General features: G+C 70.3%; 23 protein-coding genes. 16 read left to right on the forward strand and 7 right to left on the reverse strand.

All coding sequences use genetic code 11. The features are described 5' to 3' along the window. Positions 1-149 precede the first annotated feature (149 nt). Positions 150-563, forward strand: a complete 414-nt coding sequence (locus QWY84_RS10030; RefSeq protein WP_290202448.1) for a PA2779 family protein — start codon at positions 150-152, stop codon at positions 561-563. A 50-nt stretch (positions 564-613) separates the two neighbouring features. Then, positions 614-1,387, forward strand: a complete 774-nt coding sequence (locus QWY84_RS10035) for a helix-turn-helix transcriptional regulator (protein ID WP_290202449.1) — start codon at positions 614-616, stop codon at positions 1,385-1,387. Here QWY84_RS10035 and QWY84_RS10040 read toward each other — a convergent pair. Together QWY84_RS10040 and QWY84_RS10045 are read right to left on the reverse strand one after the other, a co-directional pair. After that, positions 1,357-2,367, reverse strand: a complete 1,011-nt coding sequence (locus QWY84_RS10040; protein ID WP_290202450.1) for a hypothetical protein — start codon at positions 2,365-2,367, stop codon at positions 1,357-1,359. The two genes, QWY84_RS10035 and QWY84_RS10040, sit on opposite strands and share 31 nt — an antisense overlap. Further along, positions 2,339-3,529 carry a lytic murein transglycosylase gene (locus QWY84_RS10045; protein ID WP_290202451.1) on the reverse strand — a complete coding sequence of 397 codons (1,191 nt, stop codon included), beginning with the start codon at positions 3,527-3,529 and terminating at the stop codon, positions 2,339-2,341. Before QWY84_RS10045 ends, QWY84_RS10040 begins: the two co-directional genes overlap by 29 nt. A 154-nt stretch (positions 3,530-3,683) precedes the next feature. Between QWY84_RS10045 and QWY84_RS10050 the strand changes: the two genes are divergently transcribed. Beyond that, positions 3,684-4,265: a TRAP transporter small permease subunit gene (locus tag QWY84_RS10050; protein WP_290202452.1), complete on the forward strand. Its 582-nt coding sequence runs from the start codon at positions 3,684-3,686 to the stop codon at positions 4,263-4,265. After that, positions 4,265-5,635 (forward strand): TRAP transporter large permease, encoded by a 1,371-nt coding sequence (locus QWY84_RS10055; RefSeq protein ID WP_290202453.1) that lies wholly within the window; start codon positions 4,265-4,267, stop codon positions 5,633-5,635. Before QWY84_RS10050 ends, QWY84_RS10055 begins: the two co-directional genes overlap by 1 nt. Positions 5,636-5,684: 49 nt before the next feature. Here the strand turns inward: QWY84_RS10055 and QWY84_RS10060 are convergent, their stop codons facing one another. After that, the gene (locus QWY84_RS10060; RefSeq protein ID WP_290202454.1) at positions 5,685-6,770 is read right to left on the reverse strand and encodes a TRAP transporter substrate-binding protein; all 1,086 of its coding nucleotides are present in this window, start codon (positions 6,768-6,770) and stop codon (positions 5,685-5,687) included. Between the two features lie 225 nt (positions 6,771-6,995). Here QWY84_RS10060 and gloA point away from each other — a divergent pair, with 225 nt between their 5' ends. From gloA to QWY84_RS10075, 3 genes are all read left to right on the forward strand, one after another. After that, positions 6,996-7,532, forward strand: a complete 537-nt coding sequence (gene gloA / locus QWY84_RS10065) for a lactoylglutathione lyase (RefSeq protein ID WP_290202455.1) — start codon at positions 6,996-6,998, stop codon at positions 7,530-7,532. A gap of 57 nt (positions 7,533-7,589) precedes the next feature. Further along, positions 7,590-8,408, forward strand: a complete 819-nt coding sequence (locus QWY84_RS10070; protein ID WP_290202456.1) for a hypothetical protein — start codon at positions 7,590-7,592, stop codon at positions 8,406-8,408. A 71-nt stretch (positions 8,409-8,479) separates the two neighbouring features. Further along, entirely contained in the window at positions 8,480-9,961 is a 1,482-nt protein-coding gene (locus QWY84_RS10075) for an RsmB/NOP family class I SAM-dependent RNA methyltransferase (protein ID WP_290202457.1), read from the forward strand. Positions 9,962-9,984: 23 nt separating this feature from the next. Here QWY84_RS10075 and QWY84_RS10080 read toward each other — a convergent pair whose 3' ends face one another. Then, entirely contained in the window at positions 9,985-10,305 is a 321-nt protein-coding gene (locus QWY84_RS10080; RefSeq protein ID WP_290202458.1) for a VOC family protein, read from the reverse strand. A gap of 338 nt (positions 10,306-10,643) precedes the next feature. On the opposite strand from QWY84_RS10080, the gene QWY84_RS10085 reads away from it, so the two are divergent. After that, a complete protein-coding gene (locus QWY84_RS10085) occupies positions 10,644-11,291 on the forward strand; it encodes a hypothetical protein (protein WP_290202459.1) in 648 nt (215 codons plus the stop codon). On the opposite strand, the gene rlmM is transcribed toward QWY84_RS10085, so the two are convergent. Then, positions 11,246-12,325: a 23S rRNA (cytidine(2498)-2'-O)-methyltransferase RlmM gene (rlmM, locus tag QWY84_RS10090; protein WP_290202460.1), complete on the reverse strand. Its 1,080-nt coding sequence runs from the start codon at positions 12,323-12,325 to the stop codon at positions 11,246-11,248. The genes QWY84_RS10085 and rlmM overlap by 46 nt on opposite strands. A 169-nt stretch (positions 12,326-12,494) precedes the next feature. Here rlmM and QWY84_RS10095 point away from each other — a divergent pair, with 169 nt between their 5' ends. The 3 genes from QWY84_RS10095 to QWY84_RS10105 are packed head-to-tail and all read left to right on the forward strand — an operon-like array spanning position 12,495 to position 14,964. Then, positions 12,495-13,289, forward strand: a complete 795-nt coding sequence (locus tag QWY84_RS10095; RefSeq protein ID WP_290202461.1) for a slipin family protein — start codon at positions 12,495-12,497, stop codon at positions 13,287-13,289. Further along, the gene (xerD, locus tag QWY84_RS10100) at positions 13,252-14,184 is read left to right on the forward strand and encodes a site-specific tyrosine recombinase XerD (RefSeq protein WP_290202462.1); all 933 of its coding nucleotides are present in this window, start codon (positions 13,252-13,254) and stop codon (positions 14,182-14,184) included. Before QWY84_RS10095 ends, xerD begins: the two co-directional genes overlap by 38 nt. A 30-nt stretch (positions 14,185-14,214) precedes the next feature. Beyond that, the gene (locus tag QWY84_RS10105; protein ID WP_290202463.1) at positions 14,215-14,964 is read left to right on the forward strand and encodes a DsbC family protein; all 750 of its coding nucleotides are present in this window, start codon (positions 14,215-14,217) and stop codon (positions 14,962-14,964) included. Between the two features lie 48 nt (positions 14,965-15,012). Here QWY84_RS10105 and fdxA read toward each other — a convergent pair whose 3' ends face one another. Together fdxA and mutS are read right to left on the reverse strand one after the other, a co-directional pair. After that, a complete protein-coding gene (gene fdxA, locus QWY84_RS10110; RefSeq protein WP_290202464.1) occupies positions 15,013-15,336 on the reverse strand; it encodes a ferredoxin FdxA in 324 nt (107 codons plus the stop codon). A gap of 147 nt (positions 15,337-15,483) precedes the next feature. Beyond that, positions 15,484-18,057, reverse strand: coding sequence for a DNA mismatch repair protein MutS (gene mutS / locus QWY84_RS10115; RefSeq protein ID WP_290202465.1), 2,574 nt, complete (start codon positions 18,055-18,057; stop codon positions 15,484-15,486). 91 nt (positions 18,058-18,148) lie between these two features. Here mutS and pncC point away from each other — a divergent pair, with 91 nt between their 5' ends. From pncC to alaS, 5 genes are all read left to right on the forward strand, one after another. Beyond that, entirely contained in the window at positions 18,149-18,664 is a 516-nt protein-coding gene (gene pncC / locus QWY84_RS10120) for a nicotinamide-nucleotide amidase (protein WP_290202466.1), read from the forward strand. Positions 18,665-18,666: 2 nt separating this feature from the next. Continuing rightward, on the forward strand, positions 18,667-19,200 hold the full coding sequence (gene thpR / locus QWY84_RS10125) for an RNA 2',3'-cyclic phosphodiesterase (protein WP_290202467.1): 534 nt from the start codon (positions 18,667-18,669) through the stop codon (positions 19,198-19,200). Positions 19,201-19,286: 86 nt separating this feature from the next. Continuing rightward, positions 19,287-20,327, forward strand: a complete 1,041-nt coding sequence (recA, locus tag QWY84_RS10130; protein WP_290202468.1) for a recombinase RecA — start codon at positions 19,287-19,289, stop codon at positions 20,325-20,327. A gap of 18 nt (positions 20,328-20,345) precedes the next feature. After that, complete coding sequence (locus QWY84_RS10135; protein ID WP_290202469.1) at positions 20,346-20,810, forward strand: regulatory protein RecX; 465 nt, start codon at positions 20,346-20,348, stop codon at positions 20,808-20,810. Between the two features lie 53 nt (positions 20,811-20,863). After that, positions 20,864-23,470 carry an alanine--tRNA ligase gene (gene alaS, locus QWY84_RS10140; protein ID WP_290202470.1) on the forward strand — a complete coding sequence of 869 codons (2,607 nt, stop codon included), beginning with the start codon at positions 20,864-20,866 and terminating at the stop codon, positions 23,468-23,470. Positions 23,471-23,488 lie beyond the last annotated feature (18 nt).

Below are 23,488 nucleotides of genomic sequence, written 5' to 3' on the forward strand. Positions count from 1 at the left end.
GGGCTCCTGCAGTGATCTGTCTGCCAGCGGTGACACGTGGACGGAGCACAGCATAGCTGGTTTGATGAAATCGGAAACCGGGCTTGCGTCACGGCTTGCACACGGCAATAGTGCCCGGACAGGCATACCACGGGATACAGGGGGTTATTATGGTGCAGCGAGGAACGACTTTCCGGGGGCTGGCGGCGCTGCTGGCCGGGCTGTTTCTGGCCGTCACCGTCTGGCTGCCCGCCGCTCAGGCGAGCATGATCGACACCCGTTCGGTGGCCGGCGCCGAGGAGCTGGAGCAAACGCGGGAGGAGGTGCTCGCACTGCTCGAGCGCGAGGAGGTACGCGACCGGCTCGTGAGCTGGGGCGTGGATCCCGAGGACGCCGAGGCGCGCGTGCACGCGCTCACCGCGGCGGAGCTGGAGGAGCTGAGCGCGCGCATGGACGAGCAGCCGGCGGGCGCCGGGGTCGGCTCGGTCGTTGGGGCGGCCGTGTTCGTCTTTCTCGTCCTGCTGATTACCGATATTCTCGGGTTTACCAACGTGTTCCCGTTTGTCGAGCGAACGGTGCGCTAGCTGCCGGGACGGGGCGCGCCGGTTCAGTAACGGATGGAGTGGCGCAGCCCATGGAATCGGCCCAGCTGTTCATCGGTTATGACTGGACGCTGTTCACCGGCCGCCTGGACGCGGTGGACGCGCACCGGAACCCGGCCCACACGCTGCTGCTGGGGATCGACGGGCCGTTCACCATGGGCGCTGACGGCGCCCGGCTCGTGCGCAGCGTGTGGGCATTGCCCGGGGCGACCGTGCCGCCCAGCCGGTACCAGGGAACACGCATCGGTCAGCTGCTGCTCGGGCCCCACCATCCGGTGGCGCGTCACGCCCGGCAGCTGGGCGCGGACCCGCTCGCGATGGACGGGCTTCCGGCGGTCCTGAGCGCGGAGCTTCCCGAAATCATGGCCCGGGCCGCGCTGGGCGACGTGGTCCCGGAGAAGCTGCTGGAGCGGCTCAACGCGCACCTCCCCGGTCCCCAGCCGCAGCCCCTGCACCCGCGGGTCAGCCGGGCCGTCCGGCTGCTGATGGACGCCCCGGGGCCGCCCCTGGATCAGGAGCACCTGGCGCGGCGCGTGGGCGTGTCGCAGGAACGGCTCGGGCAGCTGTTCCGGGACGAGCTCGGCGTATCCCTGGGCCGCTACCGGCTCTGGACGCGGATCCAGCGGCTGGCCATGGCCATCGGCAGCAGCGGCAGTATCACCGAGGCGGCCCAGCAGGCGGGGTTCCGGGATCCGGGGCAGCTGGCCCGGGACTTCCGCATGCTGTTCGGGCTCAATCCGTCGAGCATCCTGCGCAACGCCCAGCCGCTGGCGGTTCATTCCCTGTTCCAGGGGCCGGACGGGTGATCCGGCAGGAGCACCGGCGCCAGTCGTGCGTGCAGGCACAGCAGGCCGAGCTCGACGAACGCCTGGACCACCAGGATGCCTGTGGCAAGCGCCGGCTCGGGCAGGGTCAGCGCGAAGGGCAGCGCCACCACGCCGTTGCGGGCGGCGATGCTGAACAGCAGGGTTCGCCCGGCGACGGCGCTCAGCCCGAGCGGGCGCGCGGCAGCCACCGATAGCAGAGGCGCTGCAACGGCGTAGGTGGCGCAAATGCCGGCGGCCATGGCCAGTTGCGGTAGCTGGTCGAGCCACGCCCGGCCGTGGCCGGCCGCCAGCAGGAACACGGCGGCAATCGCCAGCGGCGCCGTGCAGCGGGGGGCGTACCGGTGCACGGGGGCCACGCCCCGCACCGTGCGCGCCAGGGTGCCGAGCAGCATCGCCAGCGCCAGCGGCGCCAGGATGATCGCGGCCAGAATCACCAGGACCTCGTCCGTGGCGACGGCGGCGCGCCCCGCTCCCCCTGCCAGCACCACCAGCCAGGGCGGGACCAGGAGCAGCTGCCCGGCCAGCAGCACGGGCAGGGCCAGTGTGGCCTGCTGGACGCTGCCGCCGCCGCCGTGGGCGAAGGTGGCGAACCACCACGTCGACGGCGCGAGGAGGACGAGCAGCAGCGTGACGCGCGCGGTGACATCCGTGGCCAGCGGCAGCACCAGGGCGGCGACCAGCAGGGGGATGGCCGCGCCGTGGATGATGCCGAGCACCCCCAGGAACCGCCGGCCGTCCGCCGCCGGGCGCAGGTCCCGCCAGGTGATGCGTGTGAAGACGGTGAACAGCAGCAGTGCCAGCACCGGCAACAGGAGGGGCTCCAGCCGCCCGGCGCCCGCGGGCAGGAGCCAGGCGAGAGCGATACCGGCAGCCAGTGCCGCCGGCGCCGCGACCAGGGGCGCCCGCAGGGGGACGAGCCCCTGGTCGTCGTCAATCGTCGTCGGTGTCCACCGCCTCACGCAGTGCCTCCAGGAGCGCCGGGTCGGGGTGGCCGTCGGCCGGCCGGCCCGCCGCCTGCTGGAAGGAGCGGATGGCCGCCCGCGTGCTGGGGCCGGGCAGGCCGTCCGGTTCGCCGGCGTCATGACCCAGGGTGTTGAGCAGCTCCTGGGTTTCCCGGACGGCGTCGACGCTCAGGGCCTCTTCCTGCCAGCGTGTGTGCAGCCCGCCGAGCCCGCGGATGCGGTCGGCCAGGTGACCCACGGCGATGGCGTAGGAAACGGAGCGGTTCCAGCGCAGGATGACCCGGAAGTTGTCGTAGACGAGAAAGGCCGGGCCGTCGTGGCCGGCGGGCAGGACGATGCTGCCGTCCATGTCGGCCCGGGGCAGCGCGTCGCCGGCGGCGGTGCGGACCCCGAGCCCGGACCACGCCCGGATCGGGCGCCGGGTGTCCAGCGACGCCTGGCTGTAGTCGAAGTCGCCCGGCAGCTGCACCTCCCGGCCCCAGCGCTCCCCGGGCTGCCAGCCGGCGGCCCGCAGGTAGCTGCCCGCGGAGCCGAAGGCGTCCGCGAGACTGTTCCAGATGTCGATGCGCCCGGAGCCGTCGTAGTCGACGGCATGGGCGGCGAAGGTGGAGGGCATGAACTGCATGTGGCCCATGGCGCCCGCCCAGGAGCCGCGCATGCGCTCGGGCTGCATGTCGCCGGCGTCGACGATGCGCAGCGCCTCCAGGAACTGCTCGGTGAAGAATTCCGAGCGGCGCTGATCGCATGCCAGCGTGGCCAGGGCATCCAGCACCGGCAGGCCGCCGAAGTGATCCCCGAAATTGGTCTCCAGCCCCCAGAACGCCACCAGGTAGGCGGGCGGTACGCCGTAGTCGCGGTGGACCCGCCGTAGCAGCGCTTCATGCTCCCGGAGCAGGCGGCGCCCCCGCTCGACGCGCTCGTCGGTGACCCGGCGATCCAGGTAGGCGCGGAAGGTGCGGAGGAACTCGGGCTGGCTGCGATCCAGCTCGATGACGCGCTCCCGCTGCTGCACCCCTGCCACGGCCTGCATGGCGGCCTCGGACGTGATCCCTGCTTCGCGCGCCTGGTCCCGCAGCCGGTCGCGGCAGGCATTGAAATCTGCATGAGCGGTGCTTGCCGCAAGCAGGAGGACCAGCAGCAGACTGCGCCAATACGCCATCGGTGGCACTCCTCGGTAGGGACAGCATGGATCATACCCTGCCATCGTCCGCGGGAAACATCCCGGGGGCCATGCCCCGGCACTTTTGCACCCCTGTTGTGCGACCGTTATGATCCCCGCTTTGCCGTCGGTTTGAACAGCCTCGGGGATGGGCATGCTTGGTTTGCTGCGGGTCGCGCGCGTCATCGACGCGTGCAACAGCTTTGTTGGTCGCGCCATGGGCTGGGTCGCCCTGCTCATGGTGGCCATCGGCGTGATCAACGTGGTCGGCCGTTACCTGGGGGCCTACCTGGGCATGCAGCTCAGCAGCAACAGCCTGCTGGAAGCGCAGACCTACGCCTATTCGCTGGTGTTCCTGCTGGCCGCCGCGTATGTGCTGCGGCGCGAGGGCCACATCCGCGTGGATATCATCTACGCCGCCTGCAGCCAGCGCACGCGCGCCTGGGTGGACCTGATCGGCACGGCCCTGCTGCTGATCCCGTTCTGCGTCTTCGCGCTGTACTTCAGCGTCGACTACGTGGCCCATTCCTGGGAGGTGATGGAGTCAAGCCCCAATCCGGGCGGGCTCCCGCGGTATCCGCTCAAGACGGTGATTCTCGTTGCCTTCGCCATGCTCCTGCTGCAGGCCGGCAGCGAGATGATCAAGCGGGCGGCGTGGCTGCGCGGCGTGCCCGGCGCACCCGGGCCCGGTGAGGACGACATGCGTCGGGCCGTGGCCGAAGGGGACCAGGGGTAATGGACTATCTCGCCTTCTGGATGTTCCCGCTGCTGGTGGTGTTCCTTCTCACCGGCTACCCGGTGGCGTTCGCGCTGGGCGGTTCGGCGGTGGTGTTCACCGTGCTGTTCAGTGACCTGCTGCCCACCCTGGGCGTGCTGTCGTTTCCGTGGGAGCCGGCGTTCAGCGCCCGGCGGCTGACGATCCTGCCGCAGCGGATCTTCGGCTCCATCATGGACAACTACACGCTGGTGGCAGTGCCGTTTTTCGTGTTCATGGGAGTGATGCTGGAGCGCTCGGGGCTGGCCGAGGATCTGCTCCAGACCATGGGCCGGCTGTTCGGGCGCATGCGCGGCGGGCTTGCGATCTCCGTGGTGGCCGTCGGCGCCCTGCTGGCGGCATCGACGGGCGTCGTCGGCGCGTCCGTGGTGACCATGACGGTGCTGGCGCTGCCGGTGATGCTCAAGTACGGCTACGACCGCGGGCTCGCCAGCGGCACCATTGCGGCGAGCGGCACCCTGGGGCAGGTCATCCCGCCGAGCATCGTGCTGATCATCCTGGGCGACCAGATGACCCGGGTGAACGTCGGTGACCTGTTCATGGGGGCGCTGCTGCCGGGTCTGGTGCTGGCCAGCCTGTACATCGTCTGGATCGCCCTCTATGCCTACGTCAAGGCCGACCGCGCTCCGGCCATGCCGAGCGTGGACGAGGATTTCGCCGTGAGCAACCTGGGGCTCGCGGTCGCCCGCAGCCTGGTGCCGCCCCTGGCGCTGGTAGCGGTGGTCCTGGGCACCATCTTCATGGGTATCGCCAGTCCCACCGAGGCCGGCGCCATGGGGGCCTTCGGCGCGTGCATTCTCGCCTTTCTCAACGGCCGGCTGACGCTGGCCAACGTGACGGCGGTGAACGAGGAGACCGTCCGCCTGACCAGCATGGTGTTCATCATCCTGGTCGGCGCCACCGCATTCGCGATGGTTTTCAATGCCCTGGGCGGCCACTGGATCGTCGAGGACTTCCTGTCGAATCTGCCCGGCGGCAAGTGGGGCTTCCTGTTCCTGGTCATGCTGACCATCTTCGTGCTCGGGTTCTTCCTGGACTTCATCGAGATCACGTTCATCGTCGTGCCGCTGGTCACGCCGGTGGCCATCCGCCTCGGGTTCGACCCGGTGTGGTTCGGCGTGCTGATCGCCATGAACCTGCAGGCGTCGTTCCTGACGCCGCCGTTCGGTTTCGCGCTGTTCTACCTGCGGGGAGCCGCGCCGCCGAGCGTGCGCACGCGGGATATCTATCGCGGGATCGTGCCGTTTATCGCCATCCAGCTTCTGATGCTGGTGGTGCTGGTGCTGTTCCCGGAGCTGGTGCTGTGGCTGCCCGGTCTCGCCGGCAACTAGGCGCGTCGGCGGGAAGCGGACGGGGCCCGGCCCCGTCCGCCGGTCGACATCAGCGATTGAAGATGTAGTCGCGGTACTGGTACGTGGTGCGCTGGTTCCAGCCCCGCAGCTTGTCGCGGAACGCCACCCAGTCCTCGTAGATGCGCGCGTACATCTCGTCGTTCATGTCTTCCTCGTGGACTTCCGCCGCGCCCTCGCGGAAGGCATCCAGCACGGAGTCCGGGAAGTTGAGCACCTCGATGCCGTGCTCTTCCTGGAGCGTCTTCAGCGCCTCGGGGTTGGTGCTCAGGTACTGGGCCGCCATCCAGCTGTTGGCCTCGTAGCAGCATGCCTTGATCTGGTGCTGGATGTCCGCGGGGAAGTCGTTCCAGACGTCCAGGTTGAAGTAGAAGCCGAGCATGGCGCTGGGCTCGGCCCAGCTGGGCATGTAGTAGTACCGGGCGACCTCGTGCATGCCCAGGGTCATGTCGTCGTAGGGGCCGACCCATTCGGCCGCGTCCAGGGCACCCCGGTCCATGGCGGTGTAGACCTCGCCGCCGGGCAGCTGCTGGATGTTGACACCCGCCTTGGCCATGACGCGCCCGCCGTGACCGGGGAAGCGCATGCGCAGCCCGCGCAGGTCCTCCGGCGACTCCACGCGCTCGTTGAACCAGCCGCCGGTCTGGGCACTGGTGTTGCCGCCCGGGAAGGCGATCATGTTGTCGCGGGCGTTGAGCTCGTCCCACAGCTTCTGCCCGTTGCCGGCGAGCATCCAGGCATTCTGCTCGGTGAGCGTCATGCCGAACGGAATGGAGGTATAGAACCCGTGCGCCGGCGACTGCCCGATGTAGTAGTAGGGTGCCGTATGGCAGCAGGAGAACGCGCCGCTGGAGACGGCGTCATACACCTCCAGGGGCCCGATCTGGTCGCCGCCGGGGTAGGTGCGGACCTGCACGTCGCCGTCGGTCATCTCGCCGATGCGCCGGGCGAAGTACTCGGCGGTGCCGTAGAGGTTGTCCAGCGCGGCCGGCCAGGACGTGGGCATTTCCAGCCGGAAGGTCCGGTTGCGGGCGATGACGTTGGGGGAGTAGACGGTGCTGGCGGCGACCGCGGTCGCAGTCGCACCGGAGGCAGTGAGAAAATGACGTCGTTTCATGGGGGCTTCTCCCTCGTTCGTTATTGGTGCCAGAGGAAACCGGGGGTGATCGCGGACGGGGTTCGGCCCGCGGGTCACCCGCACCAGGCAACCATAACGCGGGTTGCCGCCGGACGCGAGAACGACGCGGGTTGCGGCTTCGCCCGGGAGCGCTTTGTTCCCTCCGGGCGAACGGGTATCGTTGCCGGTCTGCGTCGCCAGTCACAGGATCCGCAGGAGGACATCATGGGACGGCATTTCGACTCCGCACCGGGGCTCTGCGAACAGCCCGACCCGCAGACCTGGGGGTTCGCCCTGAATCACACGATGCTGCGCATCAAGGACCCGGAGCGCAGCCTGGATTTCTACACCCGGGTGCTGGGCATGCGGCTTGTGCGCAAGCTCGAGTTCCCGGCCATGGAGTTCACGCTGTACTTCCTGGCGCTGATTCCGGAGGACGAAGCCGGTGGCGTGCCCGTGGACGAGGGCGAGCGGACGGCGTGGACCTTCGGCCGCGAAGCCGTGCTGGAACTCACGCACAACTGGGGCAGCGAGAACGATCCGTCCGTGCAGTATCACAGCGGCAACGAGCCGCCCCAGGGGTTCGGGCACATCGCTGTGGCGGTGCCGGATGTCTATGCGGCCTGCCAGCGTTTCGAGGACCTGGGCGTGGCGTTCGTCAAGCGCCCCGACGATGGCAAGATGAAAGGAATCGCCTTTATCAGGGATCCCGACGGATACTGGATCGAGATTGTCGAGCCGGCGCGCATGGGCGGCCTCTGAGCACACGCCCGGCGCTGGCCGCCGTTATTCCGCTGCCACTGGAGAGCGCGCCCGCCCATGTCTGCCCTGGGGCCCCGTGAGGTCGAGCCGGACGCCTGGAGTGAATGGGCGCGCGAGGCCGTGCGTCTGCTCGCGGGGCGGCCGTTGTATACCGGCAGCGCGCTGGCGCTGCTCATGGTCCTCCTGTACGCGGTGCACCTGGTGGAGTGGCTGCCGGTCCGCCGGTTTGCCATGCTGCTGTGCGTCACCCTGGGCCTGATGGTGTTCGTGCGGCTGGCGTGGTTCGTCGACCACGCACGCCGGCCGCGGCCGACCCAGCTGATGCCCGTGAACGGCGACCTGTTGCTCGCGGTGGGATGCGCGGCGGCGGCCATGGCCCTGCACGGGGCCCTGATCGCCATGACCGATCCCCTGGTCGACGGCTTCCGGACATTCGTGGAGCAGGCAGGGCTGTGGCAGCCGGTGCGCGGCGACGGGCTGCCCGCCGAGCCGCCGCTGCGGCAGACCCTGCTCGGCCCGATACTGGTGCCCGGTGTGCTGTTCGGCGCCGCCCTGCTGGGCATCCTGCTGATGCTGCTGGCCTTCGGGCAGTGGTTCATCCTGCCGATGATGGTGCTGCACCAGCCGCCGCTGCCCCCGGCCATGGCCATGAGCGCCAGGGCGTACCCGCTCAATCCCGTGCCGGTGATGGGGCTCACCGGGCTGCTGATGATCGCCGTCGCGGCCCTGGTGGTGACCGCGGGCTGGGCCTTCATCATCCTGCTGCCGTTCTGCGGGGCGCTGCTGTACGTCTCCTACCGCGACGTGTTCCTGGGCGACGAAGCCGATGCGCCGGAGGTGGTGGAGGACGAGGCGGAAGATACCGCCCGCTCCTGAGGAAACGTTTCCTTAATCCGTGAATGCCGATCGGGTACGATGGCGCGCCGTTTAAACCGAGGAGGCGGCTCGTGAACGCCGTGGGTCAGCATCCCCTGCAACCCGACCGTGAGTCGCTGGCCCGGCAGCTGTGCCGGCGCTACCACGGCATCGTGGACGATCCCGAAGCGCTGGTTCAGGCCTTGCTGCGGCCCCTGCCGGCGACGCTGTGGGCGCATCCGCTGCGGCTGTCCCGGGATGAGCTCATGGACATCCTGGTCGCCGACGGCCTGGATCCGGCGCCCATGCGCTGGTGGTCCGGGGGCGTACGCCTGCCGCCGGATGCCCGGCCCGGGAGGCACTGGGGGTTCCTGGCGGGACTGTTCCAGGTGCAGGAAGAGGTGTCCATGCTCCCGGTCACGCTCCTGGATCCCCGGCCCGGGGAGCGGGTGCTGGACCTGTGCGCGGCGCCCGGCAACAAGACCGCGCAGATCGCCGTCGCCATGGGCAACCGCGGCACAGTCATGGCCAACGACCTGCAGAAGGGCCGGCTCGCGGCGCTGCGGCAGACCATCAAGCGCCTGGGCCTGATGAACGTGGTCATCACGGCCCAGGACGGGCAGAGCATCGGCGCCCGCGCCGGCATGTTCGACCGGGTGCTCGTGGACGCCCCCTGCACCTGCGAGGGCACGTTCCGCAAGGTCGCCCACCCCCACGCCAGCAACGCAGCGTTCCGTAGCCGCCAGGCGGCGACCCAGGTGCGCCTGCTGGAGCGCGCCGTCCGCCTGACGCGGCCCGGGGGGCGGGTGGTGTATGCCACCTGCACGCTTGCGCCGGAGGAGAACGAGGCGGTTGTCGACACGGTTCTCCAGCGCCACGGCGACGGCCTGCGCGTGGTGCCGGCGAGGCTCGACGGCCTGGCCGCGGACGCGGGCGTGACGCACTGGGCGGGCCGTACGTATCACCCCTCGGTCGCCGACACGCTCCGCGTGTGGCCCCACCGCAACGATACCGGCGGCTTCTTCGTCGCCGTGCTGGAGCGCAGCGGCGACGGCGAGGCATTGCCGGAGCCGCGCTGGTTCCGGCCGCCGGAGGAACCCCGGGAGTGGCTGGCGCCCCTGACCGAGCGCTTCGGCATTCCGGATTCGGCGTTTGCCGGCGTGGTGCCGGTCAAGCGCGGCAACAAGCACCTGCACCTGGCGCCGGTGGATCATCGCTACCCCGAGGCCCCGGCGCCGGTGATGCTCGGCCTGCCCGCCGTCCGTCGCCGGAGCATGCCGCCCAAGCCGACCACCGCCGCCGCCATGCTCTACGGCGGCGCGGCGACGCGCAATCACGTGGATCTCGGCCGTGATCAGGCCCAGGCGTATCTCGACCGGGCGGACATCACCGGCCTGGCGTCGTCACAGCTGGCCGCCTGCACCGGGCCGGGCTACGTGGTGCTGCGGTACCGGGGGTACGTGCTGGGCCTGGGACAGCTGATCTACGACCGCGCGACGGGGGATCCCCGCATCGCGAGCCTCATGCCCAAGGCTTGGGCCCGCGATGCCGCCACACTGGTGGAGGAGGGCTGAGCGGCGCGGCGCGTTACAGGAAACTAGCCGGTACCGTTGGCCACGGGCGGCCAGAGTGCGGCGATTTCCCGGCGCTGGTCGGCGGGCGAGAAGCGCTCCCAGACCAGGCCGTTGATGTCGTAGTCGATGCTCAGCGTGGGTGCACTGGTGTCTTCCCAGCCCAGCTCGCGGACGGTGCCGGCCTCCTCCGGCAGGTGGCGCACCGACAGGTTGACCTCCGCCGTGCGCCACAGGGCATAGCGGCCCGGGACCACCAGCTCCGGCTCCACGCCCAGTCGCCGGGTGTAGTCCTGGATGCTCGCCTCGACGTCGGCGACGGCCAGGGCGACGTGAAACCGTTTCATGGCGGTGGCCTCCCGCTCGCGGCCGCCCGTTGAAGGCAAGGGTTAACCCAAGCATAGCAGTCGGGCGTGCCGATTCCCGGGGGGACCGCCGCCGCGGATTTGCGCCGCGGCGGCGCCGGGTGCTATGTTGCTTGCCATGATTCACGAAAGCGGTCATTTCTGCTGGCGTTCCGACTGGCGATTTACCAGCCCCGGTCTCGTAGACCGTTCCGGGGGAGGTGCCCTGTTGCGCTGATGGAATCCACCTGAAAGGCGACCGTCACCGAACGCCCCCGGATCCGAGATCGGGGGCGTTTTCGTTGGCAGGTTCGGGACGGTTGCACGGAACAGGAGCTGGCATGACCGACAGTACGGATCGACCGGATTCCCTTCGCGCCCTCATGGAGCGCCGCGACTGTACCGACCCCGCGCAGGGGGACCACCCGATGCAGACGCTGGTCGAGCGCCTCGACGGCGGCAACCCCGGCCGTCCCCGCCGTACCCTGCGCACGCCGCCTCTGGTGGCGGGCCGGGACGGCTGGCAGTTGCGGCACAGTACCACCGAGACGGTGCTGGCCGCGCTTGCGGATGTGCTCGCCGAGGCAAGCCCCGGGCTGGTTGTCCGCTGCCCGGGGCTCGTCTGCGGCGGGCGGCAGCCCGGTGCCACGGCGCTGACCGGCCATCAGCTCGACTACTGGGTGCTGGGCGAGACCGACTCCATCGCCCTGGCGGGCCTGGTGCGCCCGACCATGGCGGCGGCGCTGCCGGGCTGCCCGTACCGGCTGCTGCCGTCCGCCGGCAGCGGGCCGGTGGCCGGCTTCCGCATCGATATCGGGCTCGACGGGGCCTGGCGGGAAGTCGGTGACTGCGGGGTGCTGCATCACGACGGCGCACCCATCGCCGTGGGCTTCCGCCTGGCTCTGGAGCCGCTGCTGGCGGCGAGCGGCCTCGGCGACGACCTTCAGGAAGCGGGGACCACCGAGACGGTGACTTCCTCGCGGTCGTGATAGAGCTGCTTGCAGCGGATGCAGGCCGGGTAGCGCGCCTGGTCCAGTGTTTCCCGCAGGCGCTGCAGGCCGTCGCGCACGGTGGCGTAGCGCTGCTTCATGGGCAGCTTGAGGTTGAATACGGCCTGGCGGCAGTCGCCGTGCGCGAGCCAGCGGCCGACCAGCGGCAGGATGCGCCCGGGCTGCTCGACCATGTCGCACACCAGCCAGTCCACCGGGCGCGCCGGGCGGAAGCGGAAGCCGTCCCGGCGCTCGTGGGTGACCAGGCCGGAGTCCATGAGCGTCGCCGCCATGGGGCCGTTGTCCACCGCCGTGACGTGCATGCCCCGGCGCACCAGCTGCCACGTCCAGCCACCCGGCGCCGCACCCAGGTCCACCGCCGTACGGCCGGGGGCCAGGAACCGCTCGCGCTCGTGTTCCGTGAGCAGCGTGAGCAGGGCCTCCTCCAGCTTCAGGGTGGACCGGCTGGGCGCATCCCCGGGCATGCGCAGCCGGGGAATCCCCAGGTGCCAGGGGGCACTGTTGGCTGTCGGGGCCACCCCCGGGAACACGGTGGCCGAGTCCGTGAACAGCAGGTGCAGGCGCCGGGCGGCCCGCGGGTCCAGAAGGCCGCGCTTCTCCAGGGCCGCATGCACGGCGCGGCCGAATCCGCGGCAGAACCGCGACAGGGCCTTGCCGTCATTGGTGTCGGGGTATTCCAGGAAGACGTCCGCGTATCGGGCGCCCGAGGGCAGCGATGCCAGCAGCGGCGACAGGCGATCCTCCGGGGGCAGGTCCGTCAGCCAGCCCGGCCCGGCCAGCCACTGGCGGCTGAACATCAGCGACGGGAAGGCCAGCGCCTCCTGCAGCCCGGCGACCGCGCCGCCGTCGTGGGCGCGGAACTCGACCAGGCCGGTGTCGGCGCGCGCCCGGCAGTAGCCGTAGTAGCCCTGCTCGGCGGCGCGCTCGGTGAGCTCCGCCGCGGCGTCGCTCTCGAAGCCGGCGCGTGTGGTCATGAGCAGGGCGGGGCTGTCGGGCCAGGCGACGGAATCCATGGCGCCATTCTACCTGCTCGGCCCGCCGCGCGGGGCATGGTCACGGGTGTTCCGTGGGCCCGACGGCGCGGAGTATGCTGAACGCCAGCGGCACCGACGGTGTCCAGCATGCTGACCGCAGAATGAATGCGGCGGGTGGCGGTTACCAGCGAATACCAAGGAGAAGCCCATGGAAACCATTCTGCTCATTATCGGCGCGGCGCTGGTGGCGCTCGTGGCCTCGGCCATTCGCATCCTGCGCGAGTACGAGCGTGGGGTCGTGTTCCAGCTCGGACGCTTCTGGCGGGTCAAGGGGCCCGGGCTGATCCTGGTCATCCCGCTCATCCAGCAGATGGTCCGCGTGGACCTGCGCACCATCGTCATGGACGTGCCCAGCCAGGACGTGATCTCCAAGGACAACGTCTCCGTGGGCGTCAACGCAGTGGTCTATTTCCGCGTGGTGGATGCCCAGCGCGCGGTCATCAACGTCGAGGACTTCTTCGCCGCGACCAGCCAGCTGGCGCAGACCACCCTGCGCTCGGTGCTGGGCAAGCACGATCTCGACGAGATGCTCCAGGAGCGCGACCGCCTGAACCAGGACATCCAGGAGATCCTGGACGAGCACACCGATGCCTGGGGCATCAAGGTAAGCAATGTCGAGATCAAGCACGTGGACGTGGACGAGAGCATGATCCGCGCCATCGCCCAGCAAGCGGAGGCGGAGCGCAGCCGGCGGGCCAAGATCATCCACGCCGAGGGCGAGATGCAGGCGGCCCAGAAGCTGCAGGACGCCGCCAACATCCTGTCCCAGAATTCCCAGGCCATTCAGCTGCGCTACCTGCAGACGCTGACGACCATCGGCCAGGACAAGAACTCGACCATCGTCTTCCCCATGCCCATGGACCTGATGCAGTCCGTCGGCGACATCCTCAAGAGGAGCGGCAGCAGTGGCGGCACCGGAGGCGACAGCGGCGCGAGCGCCTGATCCGCCGGGCACGGACCGGATCGAGGCGTTCCTCGATGCCCTGTGGCTGGAGCGCGGGCTCAGCGAGGGCACGCTGCGCGCCTACCGCAGCGATCTGACGGCGTTCGCCCGGTGGCTTGCGGGCCGCCGGGCCGGGGCCGTCGACTCGGCGGACCGGGCGGACGTGCTGGCCTACCTGGCCGAGCGGGTCCAGGCCGGCGCCCGCCCGCGCAGCACGGCGCGACTGCTGTCCAGCCTGCGCCGCTTCTATCGCTGGCTGGTGCGGGAGGGGCGCATCAGCCGGGATCCCACGGCTGACGTGCAGTCGCCGCGCATCGGCCAGGCCCTGCCGGGGGCGCTGACGGAAACGGAGGTCGAGGCGCTGCTGGCCGCGCCCGAGACCGGCGATCCGGTGGGGCTGCGCGACCGCACCATGCTGGAGGTGCTCTATGCCACCGGCCTCCGGGTCTCGGAGCTGGTGGGGCTGCGGCTGTCCCAGGTCAACACGCGCCAGGGCGTGGTCCGGGTCATCGGCAAGGGCGACCGCGAGCGCCTGGTGCCGCTGGGCGAGTCGGCGCTGGAGTGGCTCACGGACTATCACGCCACGGCGCGACCGGCTCTGCTGGGCCGGCGGGTATGCGAGTCGGTGTTCGTCACCGGCCGCGGCGGCGGCATGACCCGCCAGGCCTTCTGGTACCGCATCCGCCGGCACGCCGTCACCGCCGGCATCAGCAAGCAGCTGTCGCCGCACACCCTGCGTCACTCGTTCGCCACGCATCTGCTCAACCACGGCGCGGACCTGCGCGTGGTACAGTTGCTCCTCGGTCACAGCGACCTGTCGACGACGCAGATCTATACCCACGTGGCGCGGCAGCGCCTGCAGGAGCTGCACGCGGAGCACCACCCGCGCGGCTGACCGCTGCCGCAACGCAAACGAGGAGAGCCAATGGTGCGTTCCATGGCATTGCCCGGCATCCTGGTCGCGCTCGTTCTGGCGGCCGCGCCCGTGTCGGCGCAGACGGCGGGCGACGACGACCTGGATGAGGTCACCGAGCGCATCACCGAGCGCCTGCAGGCCATCAATCCGCAGCTCGAGCCGGAACGGGTCGAGCCGTCGCCGTTGCCCGGGATCTACCGGATCGTGGTACAGGGGCAGATCGCCTATATCTCCGCCGACGGCCGCTACCTGATCCAGGGCGACGTCATGGACCTGGAGACCCGGGAGTCCATCTCCGCCGGGACCGAGCGGCAGCTGCGCCGCGAGCGCATCGAGGCCCACGGCGAGGACAACATGATCGTCTACCGGCCCGACGGCGAGACCCGGCACACGGTCACGGTGTTTACCGACATCGACTGCCCGTACTGCCGGCGATTCCACCGGAACATGGACGCGTACCTGGAGCGCGGCATCGCCGTACGCTACATCCAGATGCCGCGGGCCGGCGTGGGATCGGGCTCGTACCACAAGGCGGTGAGCGTGTGGTGCGCGGACGACCGCCGCGCCGCCATGGACCGGGCCAAGGGCGGCGGCGAGATGGAGCGGCGGGACTGCGACAATCCGGTGGAGAGCCAGCTGGAGCTGGCGCGGAGCCTGGGCGTGAATGCCACGCCGACCATCGTGGCCGAGGACGGCACGGTCCATCGCGGCTACGTGCCCCCCGACGAGCTCGCTGCCCGCCTGGACGGCGACAGCTGATCGTGCGCTCTCGGGAAAGAGGACGCCGGGACGGGAGCCGCCGGCGTATCAGCGCTCCAGCAGCTCCAGCTTGCCGCTCTTGCCGTCCCACTCCTCGGCGTCTTCCGGCGGGTCCTTCTGCTCGGTGATCACCGGCCACTGCTGGGCCAGCTCGGCGTTGAGCTCCAGGAAATGGCTCATCTCGTCGGGCAGGTCGTCCTCGGAGTAGATCGCCTCCGCCGGGCACTCCGGCTCGCACAGGGTGCAGTCGATGCACTCGTCCGGGTCGATGGCCAGGAAGTTCGGGCCCTCGTGGAAGCAGTCCACGGGGCAGACCTCGACGCAGTCCGTGTACTTGCACTTGATGCAGTTTTCCGTGACGACAAAGGTCATGCGATGACTCCATAATCGTGTTCGCAATAGCGGCCCGGATCTTCGCGCGGGGGACTCACGCGCCGATCACAGGCCGGTTGACTGGTCGGGCGGCGGGGCGAAGTCGCAGCGGCGGCCCGCGCAGGCGCCGGCGCCCGGCCGCACAGTCTAGCGTTTTTCGTCCGTGGTCACGAGTCCCTTCAGCTCGTAGACCAGGTCGAGTGCCTGGCGCGGGGTGAGCGTGTCCGGGTCGAGATCGCGCAGCCGGGTCTCCGCCGGGCCGGGCTCCGGGGCCGGTGCGAACAGCGGCAGCTGCGCGGCCGGCTCGCCCCGCCGCTGGGTCTCCCGCTCCAGGTCCTCCAGCTTGTTGCGCGCGGTCTCGATGACCGCCTTCGGTACCCCGGCCAGGGCGGCCACCTGCAGGCCGTAGCTCTGGTTGGCGGGCCCGCCCCGGACGGCGTGCAGGAACACGATCTGCTCGCCGTGCTCCACCGCGTCCAGATGGACGTTGCGCGCCGTCGGGTAGTGCTCCGGCAGCGTGGTCATCTCGAAGTAGTGGGTGGCGAACAGGGTGAACGCGCGCAGCCGGTCGGCCAGCCAGGCCGCCGCCGCCCAGGCCAGGGACAGGCCGTCGAAGGTGCTGGTGCCGCGGCCGATCTCGTCCAGCAGGACCAGGCTGCGGTCCGTGGCGTTGTTGAGGATGTTGGCCGTCTCCGTCATCTCCACCATGAACGTGGAGCGGCCGCTGGCCAGATCGTCCGAGGCGCCGATGCGGGTGAAGATGCGGTCCACCGGCCCCAGGGCGGCCTGTCGGGCGGGCACGAAGCTGCCGGCATGGGCGAGCAGGGTGATCAGGGCGACCTGGCGCATGTAGGTGGACTTGCCGCCCATGTTGGGGCCGGTGATGACGAGCATGCGGCTGTCGTCGTCCAGGTGCATGTCGTTGGGCACGAACGCCGACTCCAGCGTGTGCTCCACCACCGGGTGGCGGCCCTGCTCGATGGACAGGCCCGGGGTCTCGCGCAGCTCCGGGCGGCTGTAGTCGAGGACGTCCGCGCGTTCGGCCAGGCAGGCGAGGGCGTCGAGCCGGGCCAGGGCGGCGGCGGCCGACTGCAGCTCCGCCAGGCGCTCGTTCAGCGCCTCCAGGAGCTCGTCGTAGAGCGCCTTCTCCCGGGCCAGCGCCTTCTCCCGGGCACTGAGAACCTTCTCCTCGAACTCCTTGAGCTCGGGCGTGATGTAGCGCTCGGTCCCCTTCAGGGTCTGGCGCCGGATGTAGTGCCCGGGAATGAGCTCGGCGTTGGCGCGGGTGACCTCGATGTAGTAGCCGTGAACACGGTTGTAGCTCACCTTGAGCGTGGCGATGCCGGTGGCCTCGCGCTCCCGGGCCTCCAGGTCCACCAGGAACTGGTTGGCGTTGCTGCTGAGCCCGCGCAACTCGTCCAGCTCGGCATCGTAGCCAGCGGCGATCATGCCGCCGTCCCGGGTGAGCACCGGCGGGTTGTCCACCAGCGCGCGCCGCAGCAGGTCCGTCGTCTCCGGGTGGGGCCGCAGGGCATCGGCCAGCGCCGCGAGCTCGCTGCCCTCGGTATCACTCAGGGCCTCCTGCAGCTGCGGCAGGCGCTCCAGGGCGTGGCGCAGGGCCTCCAGGTCCCGCGGCCGCGCGGAGCGCAGCGCCACCCGGGCGAGAATGCGCTCGGCGTCGCCGCTGCCGTGGAGAATGCCGCGGATGCCGTCGTACCGGCGGCGCGCGACGAGCTCGTCCAGGGCGTCGTGGCGGGCGCGGATGCGGGCCTGGTCGCGCAGCGGGCGGTGGAGCCAGCGCCGCAGCAGGCGGCTGCCCATGGCGGTGCGGGTGGTGTCCAGCACCGCCGCCAGGGTGTTGTCCGTGCCGCCGGCGAGGTTGTGTTCGATCTCCAGGTTGCGGCGGCTGGCCGCGTCGATGACGATGCCCTCGTCGCGTTGCTCGACGGTGATGCCGGCGACGTGGGGCAGGGCGGATCGCTGGGTCTCCGAGACATACTGCAGCAGGGCCCCGGCGGCGCGGATGCACAGTGGCCGGTGATCGCAGTCGAACCCCGAGAGGTCGCGGGTGCCGAACTGGCGGGTGAGCAGCCGCCGGCAGGTGTCCTCCTCGAAGTGCCAGGGCGCGCGCCGGCTCAGGCCCCGGCGCTCGGCCAGCCCCGCCGGCAGCGGGCGGTCCTCGTCGTAGAGCAGCTCCGCCGGCCGCAGGCGCTCGATCTCGGCCAGCAGGCCCTCGTCGTCGTCGATTTCCTGGGCGGTGAAACGCCCGCTGGACAGCTCCAGCGCCGCCAGTCCGTAGCCCTTGCTGCCGGCCGCGAACGCGACCAGCAGATTGCTCTCGCGCTCGTTCAGCAGGGCGTCCTCGGTGAGCGTCCCGGGGGTGACGATGCGCGTGACCTGCCGGTCCACCGGGCCCTTGCTGGTCTCCGGGTCGCCGATCTGCTCGCAGATGGCCACGGATTCCCCGCGCCGGACCAGGCGCGCCAGGTAGTTCTCCACGGCATGGACGGGGACGCCGGCCATGGGAATGGACTCGCCCGCCGACTGGCCGCGGGCGGTCAGGGTGATGTCCAGGATCTCGGCGGCGCGGCGGGCGTCGTCGTAGAACAGCTCGTAGAAGTCGCCCATGCGGTAGAACACCAGGATGTCCGGGTGCTCCGCCTTGATGCGCAGGTACTGTTGCATCATGGGGGTGTGTTGGCGCGCGCCAGCATCGGTCATGGTTGTCCGCCGGAGGTCGGGTTCGGGTCGGGGAACCGGAGAGCGCTATGCTAGAGTCTGTCCTGAGACCCTGCAACGTGGATCGGGAGCCATGGATTACGCCGACACCGCCCAGCCACCCGACGACCGGCAGCTGGAGGCGCTGGCGCGGCGGACCGGGGCGGCCCTGGAGGCGGCCGGCCAGGTGCTGACGGCGGCGGAGTCCTGCACCGGGGGCTGGATCGCCAAGGTCATCACCGACGTCCCCGGCAGCTCGGCATGGTTCCAGCAGGCGGTGGTGAGCTATTCCGACGGCGCCAAGCAGCAGCTCCTGGGCGTTCCCGAGGCGACGCTGGCACGCCACGGGGCGGTGAGCGAGGAGGTCGTTCGCACCATGGCCGCCGGGGCCCTGGAGCGCAGCGGCGCCGACGTGGCGGTCTCCGTGAGCGGCGTCGCCGGCCCCGACGGCGGCACGGCGGCCAAGCCCGTGGGCCTGGTGTGGTTCGGCTGGGCGCTGGCGTCGGGGTTCCTGATCTCGCGGGTGGAGCGGTTTCCCGGTGATCGCGACGCCGTCCGGCGCGCGGCGGTGGCAACGGCGCTGGAGGGAGTGCTGCGTCAATTGGAGTGACCATGGCCCGGCTGTTCTTCGCCCTGCAACCGGATGCCCGGGGGCGGCAGGCCATCGCGTGCAGCCTGCCCGACGACCTGGCGGCGGCGCGCCCCTTGCCGGAGAGTAACCTGCACGTGACCCTGGTCTTCCTCGGCGAGCTCGACGGCGACCAGGAGACGGCCGTCCGGGCCGTGGCCGACGAGATCGCCGCATCGCCGTTCGCGCTGTGCTTCTCGGAGCTCGCCTACTGGCCGCGCTCGCGCGCCCGCGTGCTCGTCCCCGAGGAGGTGCCGCCGGCCGCGCAGGCGCTGCGCGCCGAGCTCGCCCGGCGCCTGCGCGAAGCGCAGCTGCCGTTCGATGCCCGCATCTGGCATCCCCATCTCACCGTGGCCCGCCGGGCCCGCCGCGGCGGGGGCGAGCTGCGCGCGCCGATCACCATTGCCTTCAACGACTTCGTGCTCATGCGCTCGCGCACGGAGCCCGCCGGCGCGGTCTACGAGCCCGTCGGCCGGTGGTCCCTGCCCGGCTCGTCGGGGGTGGGAGGGGTCGGGTGAGTATGGAATAATGCCCGGCGGTGAATCACGGGTGGAAGCGTGGTGCTTCCACCCTTCGGCGTGCCTGTCAAGCCAGAGGTCGAACAATGGACGAGAACCGCAAGAAGGCGCTCGGGGCTGCCCTCGGACAGATCGAGAAGCAGTTCGGCAAGGGCGCGGTGATGCGCATGGGTGATGCCGCGGCCGTCAAGGATGTGGCCGCCATTTCCACGGGCTCGCTGAGCCTGGACATGGCGCTCGGCATCGGCGGCTTGCCCCGCGGCAGAGTGGCGGAGATCTACGGGCCGGAGTCTTCCGGCAAGACGACGCTGACCCTGCAGGTGATTGCCGAGGCCCAGCGGGCCGGCGGCACCGCGGCCTTCGTGGACGCCGAGCATGCCCTGGATCCGGAGTACGCCGGCAAGCTCGGCGTGGACGTGGACGAGCTCCTGGTCTCGCAGCCCGACACGGGTGAGCAGGCACTGGAGATCGCCGACATGCTGGTGCGCTCCGGCGCCGTGGACGTCGTCGTGGTCGACTCCGTGGCGGCCCTGACCCCAAAGGCGGAGATCGAGGGGGAGATGGGCGACTCCCATGTCGGCCTGCAGGCGCGGCTGATGTCCCAGGCGCTGCGCAAGCTCAGCGGCAACATCAAGCGCACCGGCACCCTGGTGGTGTTCATCAACCAGATCCGCATGAAGATCGGGGTGATGTTCGGCAGCCCCGAGACCACCACCGGCGGCAATGCGCTCAAGTTCTACTCCTCGGTGCGCCTGGATATCCGCCGGATCGGCTCGATCAAGAAGGGCGACGAGGTGGTCGGTAACGAGACCCGGGTCAAGGTGGTCAAGAACAAGATGGCGCCGCCGTTCAAGCAGGCGGAGTTCGAGATCCTCTACGGCGAGGGCATCTCCCGGGAGGGCGAGCTCATCGACCTGGGCGCCAAGCACGGCATCATCGACAAGGCAGGCGCGTGGTACAGCTATAACGGCGACCGCATCGGCCAGGGCAAGGACAACGTGCGCGCTTTCCTCAAGGACAACCCCCAGGTGGCCAACGAGATCGAGGCCAAGCTGCGGGAGGTGCTGCTGCCCGGCAAGGCGGCGGCCGAGGACGACCAGGAATCCACCTCCGAAGCGGAGGCCTGATGGCGGCATCCCCGGTCCATGGAAACGGATGACGACAATCCCGAGGAGGCCTACGAGACCGGCGTGCGGCTGCTCGCCCGCCGGGAGCATGCCTCGCGCGAGCTGGCGCAGAAGCTGGCCCGTCGCGGCTTTTCCGGTGACGTCGTCAACGACGTTGTGGACCGGTTGTTCCGCGAAGGGTATCTTAGCGATGACCGCTTCACGGAAGCGTTCGTGCGCCAGCGCTGCGAGCAGGGGCAGGGGCCGTTGAAGATCATTGCGGCCCTGGCCGAGCGCGGGATCGATGAAGCCCTGGCGCGCCAGTACCTGGACCGGCAGGACGTCGACTGGATCGAGCAGGCGCGGCTGGCCCGCAGCCGACGGTTCGGCGAAAACCTGCCTGCGGATCGCAGGGAATGGGCGCGGCAGGCCCGGTTCCTTGCCTCCCGGGGCTTCAGCTCCGAGCAGGTGTATCGCGTACTGGACGCGCGCACGGACGAGTGACACGGAACCACCGCGGTGGCGATCGCGGTCTTGCAAAGGCAGGTTGACCATTCATGACCATCACCAGTGCCGAGCTGCGCAGCGCGTTTCTCGACTATTTCCGCCGGCACGACCACGAGGTCGTGCCCAGCAGCCCGCTCGTGCCGGCCAATGATCCGACGCTGCTGTTCACCAACGCGGGCATGGTCCCGTTCAAGGAGGTGTTCCTGGGGCGGGAGGACCGCGGCTACGTGCGCGCCTGCTCGGCGCAGCGCTGCGTGCGCGCCGGCGGCAAGCACAACGACCTGGAGAACGTGGGGTATACGGCCCGCCACCACACGTTCTTCGAGATGCTCGGCAACTTCAGCTTTGGTGACTACTTCAAGCGTGAGGCCATCCACTACGCTTGGGAGTTCCTCACGCAGGTGGTCCACCTGCCGCCGGAGAAGCTGTGGGTGACCGTCTTCGAGGAAGACGACGAGGCGGCGCGCATCTGGCTGGAGGAGATCGGCGTACCCCCGGAGCGCTTCTCGCGCATCGGCGCCCACGACAACTTCTGGTCCATGGGGGATACCGGTCCCTGCGGGCCGTGCTCGGAGGTCTTCTACGACCACGGGCCGGAGGTCCCGGGCGGGCCGCCCGGGACGCCCGAGGAGGACGGCGACCGCTACATCGAGGTCTGGAACCTGGTGTTCATGCAGTACGACCGGGCGGCCGACGGGACACTGACCGATCTGCCGCGCCCGTGCGTCGACACCGGCATGGGCCTGGAGCGCCTGGCCGCCATCCTCCAGGGCGTGCACAGCAACTTCGAGATCGACCTGTTCCGCAACCTCATCCGCGCGGCCGCGAGCGCCACTGGTGTCCCGGAGGACCTGGAGAACAGCTCCCTCAAGGTCATCGCGGACCACATCCGCGCCTGCGCGTTCCTGATCACCGACGGCGTGTTCCCCGCCAACGAGGGGCGCGGCTACGTGCTGCGGCGGATCATCCGCCGCGCCGTGCGCCACGGCTACAAGCTCGGCCAGGAGCGCCCGTTCTTCCATACCCTGGTGCAGCCGCTGGTGGACGAGATGGGCGCGGCCTATCCCGAGCTCGCGGAGAGCCAGCACCAGGTGGAGCGCCTCCTGCGGCGGGAGGAGGAGCAGTTCCACGAGACGCTGGAGCAGGGCCTGAAGCTGCTGGAGTCCGACCTGGCGAACCTGCGGGGCGCGGAGATCCCCGGCGAGACGGTGTTCCGCCTCTACGACACCTACGGCTTCCCGGTGGACCTCACCGCCGATATCGCCCGGGAACGCGAGCTGACCCTGGACATGGAGGGCTTCGAGGAGCACATGGAGGCCCAGCGCGAGCGCGCCCGGGCCGCCAGCCGCTTCCGTGCCGATCATGCCGGGGGCGCGGAAGTGGACGCCTCGACCCGGTTCACCGGCTACGACCAGCTCCAGGACGCCGGTACGGTGGTGGCCCTGTTCGCCGACGGCCGGAGCGTGAACCGCCTCGAGGCGGGCGACAAGGGCATGGTGGTGCTGGACCGCACGCCCTTCTACGCCGAGGCCGGCGGCCAGGTGGGCGACACCGGCGTGCTGCAGGGGCCGGGCGCCCGCTTCCAGGTGGACGATACCGTCAAGCAGGGCAGTGCCACCGGCCACCTGGGCAGCGTCGCCGAGGGCGTGCTGGAGGTGGGGCAGTCCCTGCACGCCGCGGTGGACGCCGAGCGACGCGCCGCCACCCAGCTCAATCATACCGCCACGCACCTGCTGCACGCGGTGCTGCGGGAGCGCCTGGGGCAGCACGTGCACCAGAAGGGGTCGCTGGTGGCGCCGGAGCGGCTGCGTTTCGACTTCTCCCATCCGGAGCCCGTGAGCACCGAGGAGCTGCAGCGCATCGAGCAGATCGTCAATGCGCGCATCCGGGCCAACGAGCCGGCGGATATCCGCGTGATGCCGTACCAGCAGGCCATCGACATGGGCGCCATGGCGCTGTTCGGCGAGAAGTACGGCGATGACGTCCGGGTGGTGCGCTTCGGCGAGCTGACCACGGAGCTCTGCGGCGGGACCCACGTGCACCGCACCGGCGATATCGGCCTGTTCCGCATCGTCGAGGAAGGGGGCGTGGCCTCCGGCGTGCGGCGCATCGAGGCCGTCACGGGCGCTCGCGCCGTGGAATGGGTCGAGGAGCAGGCGCGGACCGTCCAGGCCGTGGCGGACCTGCTGCGGGCGAGCCCGGAGAATGTCCCGGTGCGGCTGGAGCAGACCCTGGAGCGCCAGCGCCAGACGGAAAAGGAGCTGGAGCGGCTCAAGCAGAAGCTCGCCAGCCAGGCCGGCGGCGACCTGGCCGATTCCGCCGTGGACGTGGACGGCGTCCGCGTCGTGGCGTCGACCCTGGACGGCGGCGATGCGCGGGCCCTGCGGGAGACGGTGGACCAGCTCAAGAACAAGCTCGGCAGTGCCGCCGTGGTGCTCGCCGCCGTGGACGGCGGCAAGGTGCGTCTGGTGGCCGGTGTGACCAGCGATCTCACCGACCGGGTCAAGGCCGGTGAGCTGGTCAATGCCGTGGCCGAGCAGGTCGGCGGGCGCGGCGGCGGCCGGGCGGACATGGCCCAGGCCGGCGGCAGCGATCCCGAGCACCTGCCCGAAGCGATGAAGACGGTGCCGGAGTGGGTGCGGCAGCGGCTGCACTGACGCCCATGGTGGCCGCTG

This window comes from Aquisalimonas lutea, assembly GCF_030409225.1.
In the GTDB taxonomy this organism is placed as follows: domain Bacteria; phylum Pseudomonadota; class Gammaproteobacteria; order Nitrococcales; family Aquisalimonadaceae; genus Aquisalimonas; species Aquisalimonas lutea.

Coding starts and splice junctions, on each gene's coding strand:
- QWY84_RS10050 (WP_290202452.1), top strand. CDS start 3,684: ATGCTTGGTTTGCTGCGGGTCGCGCGCGTCATCGACGCGTGCAACAGC.
- QWY84_RS10055 (WP_290202453.1), top strand. CDS start 4,265: ATGGACTATCTCGCCTTCTGGATGTTCCCGCTGCTGGTGGTGTTCCTT.
- QWY84_RS10095 (WP_290202461.1), top strand. CDS start 12,495: ATGGAAACCATTCTGCTCATTATCGGCGCGGCGCTGGTGGCGCTCGTG.
- fdxA (WP_290202464.1), bottom strand. CDS start 15,336: ATGACCTTTGTCGTCACGGAAAACTGCATCAAGTGCAAGTACACGGAC.
- QWY84_RS10035 (WP_290202449.1), top strand. CDS start 614: ATGGAATCGGCCCAGCTGTTCATCGGTTATGACTGGACGCTGTTCACC.
- mutS (WP_290202465.1), bottom strand. CDS start 18,057: ATGACCGATGCTGGCGCGCGCCAACACACCCCCATGATGCAACAGTAC.
- QWY84_RS10135 (WP_290202469.1), top strand. CDS start 20,346: ATGGAAACGGATGACGACAATCCCGAGGAGGCCTACGAGACCGGCGTG.
- QWY84_RS10070 (WP_290202456.1), top strand. CDS start 7,590: ATGTCTGCCCTGGGGCCCCGTGAGGTCGAGCCGGACGCCTGGAGTGAA.
- QWY84_RS10030 (WP_290202448.1), top strand. CDS start 150: ATGGTGCAGCGAGGAACGACTTTCCGGGGGCTGGCGGCGCTGCTGGCC.
- QWY84_RS10085 (WP_290202459.1), top strand. CDS start 10,644: ATGACCGACAGTACGGATCGACCGGATTCCCTTCGCGCCCTCATGGAG.
- rlmM (WP_290202460.1), bottom strand. CDS start 12,325: ATGGATTCCGTCGCCTGGCCCGACAGCCCCGCCCTGCTCATGACCACA.
- QWY84_RS10060 (WP_290202454.1), bottom strand. CDS start 6,770: ATGAAACGACGTCATTTTCTCACTGCCTCCGGTGCGACTGCGACCGCG.
- thpR (WP_290202467.1), top strand. CDS start 18,667: ATGGCCCGGCTGTTCTTCGCCCTGCAACCGGATGCCCGGGGGCGGCAG.
- recA (WP_290202468.1), top strand. CDS start 19,287: ATGGACGAGAACCGCAAGAAGGCGCTCGGGGCTGCCCTCGGACAGATC.
- gloA (WP_290202455.1), top strand. CDS start 6,996: ATGGGACGGCATTTCGACTCCGCACCGGGGCTCTGCGAACAGCCCGAC.
- QWY84_RS10080 (WP_290202458.1), bottom strand. CDS start 10,305: ATGAAACGGTTTCACGTCGCCCTGGCCGTCGCCGACGTCGAGGCGAGC.
- QWY84_RS10045 (WP_290202451.1), bottom strand. CDS start 3,529: ATGGCGTATTGGCGCAGTCTGCTGCTGGTCCTCCTGCTTGCGGCAAGC.
- alaS (WP_290202470.1), top strand. CDS start 20,864: ATGACCATCACCAGTGCCGAGCTGCGCAGCGCGTTTCTCGACTATTTC.
- pncC (WP_290202466.1), top strand. CDS start 18,149: ATGGATTACGCCGACACCGCCCAGCCACCCGACGACCGGCAGCTGGAG.
- QWY84_RS10105 (WP_290202463.1), top strand. CDS start 14,215: ATGGTGCGTTCCATGGCATTGCCCGGCATCCTGGTCGCGCTCGTTCTG.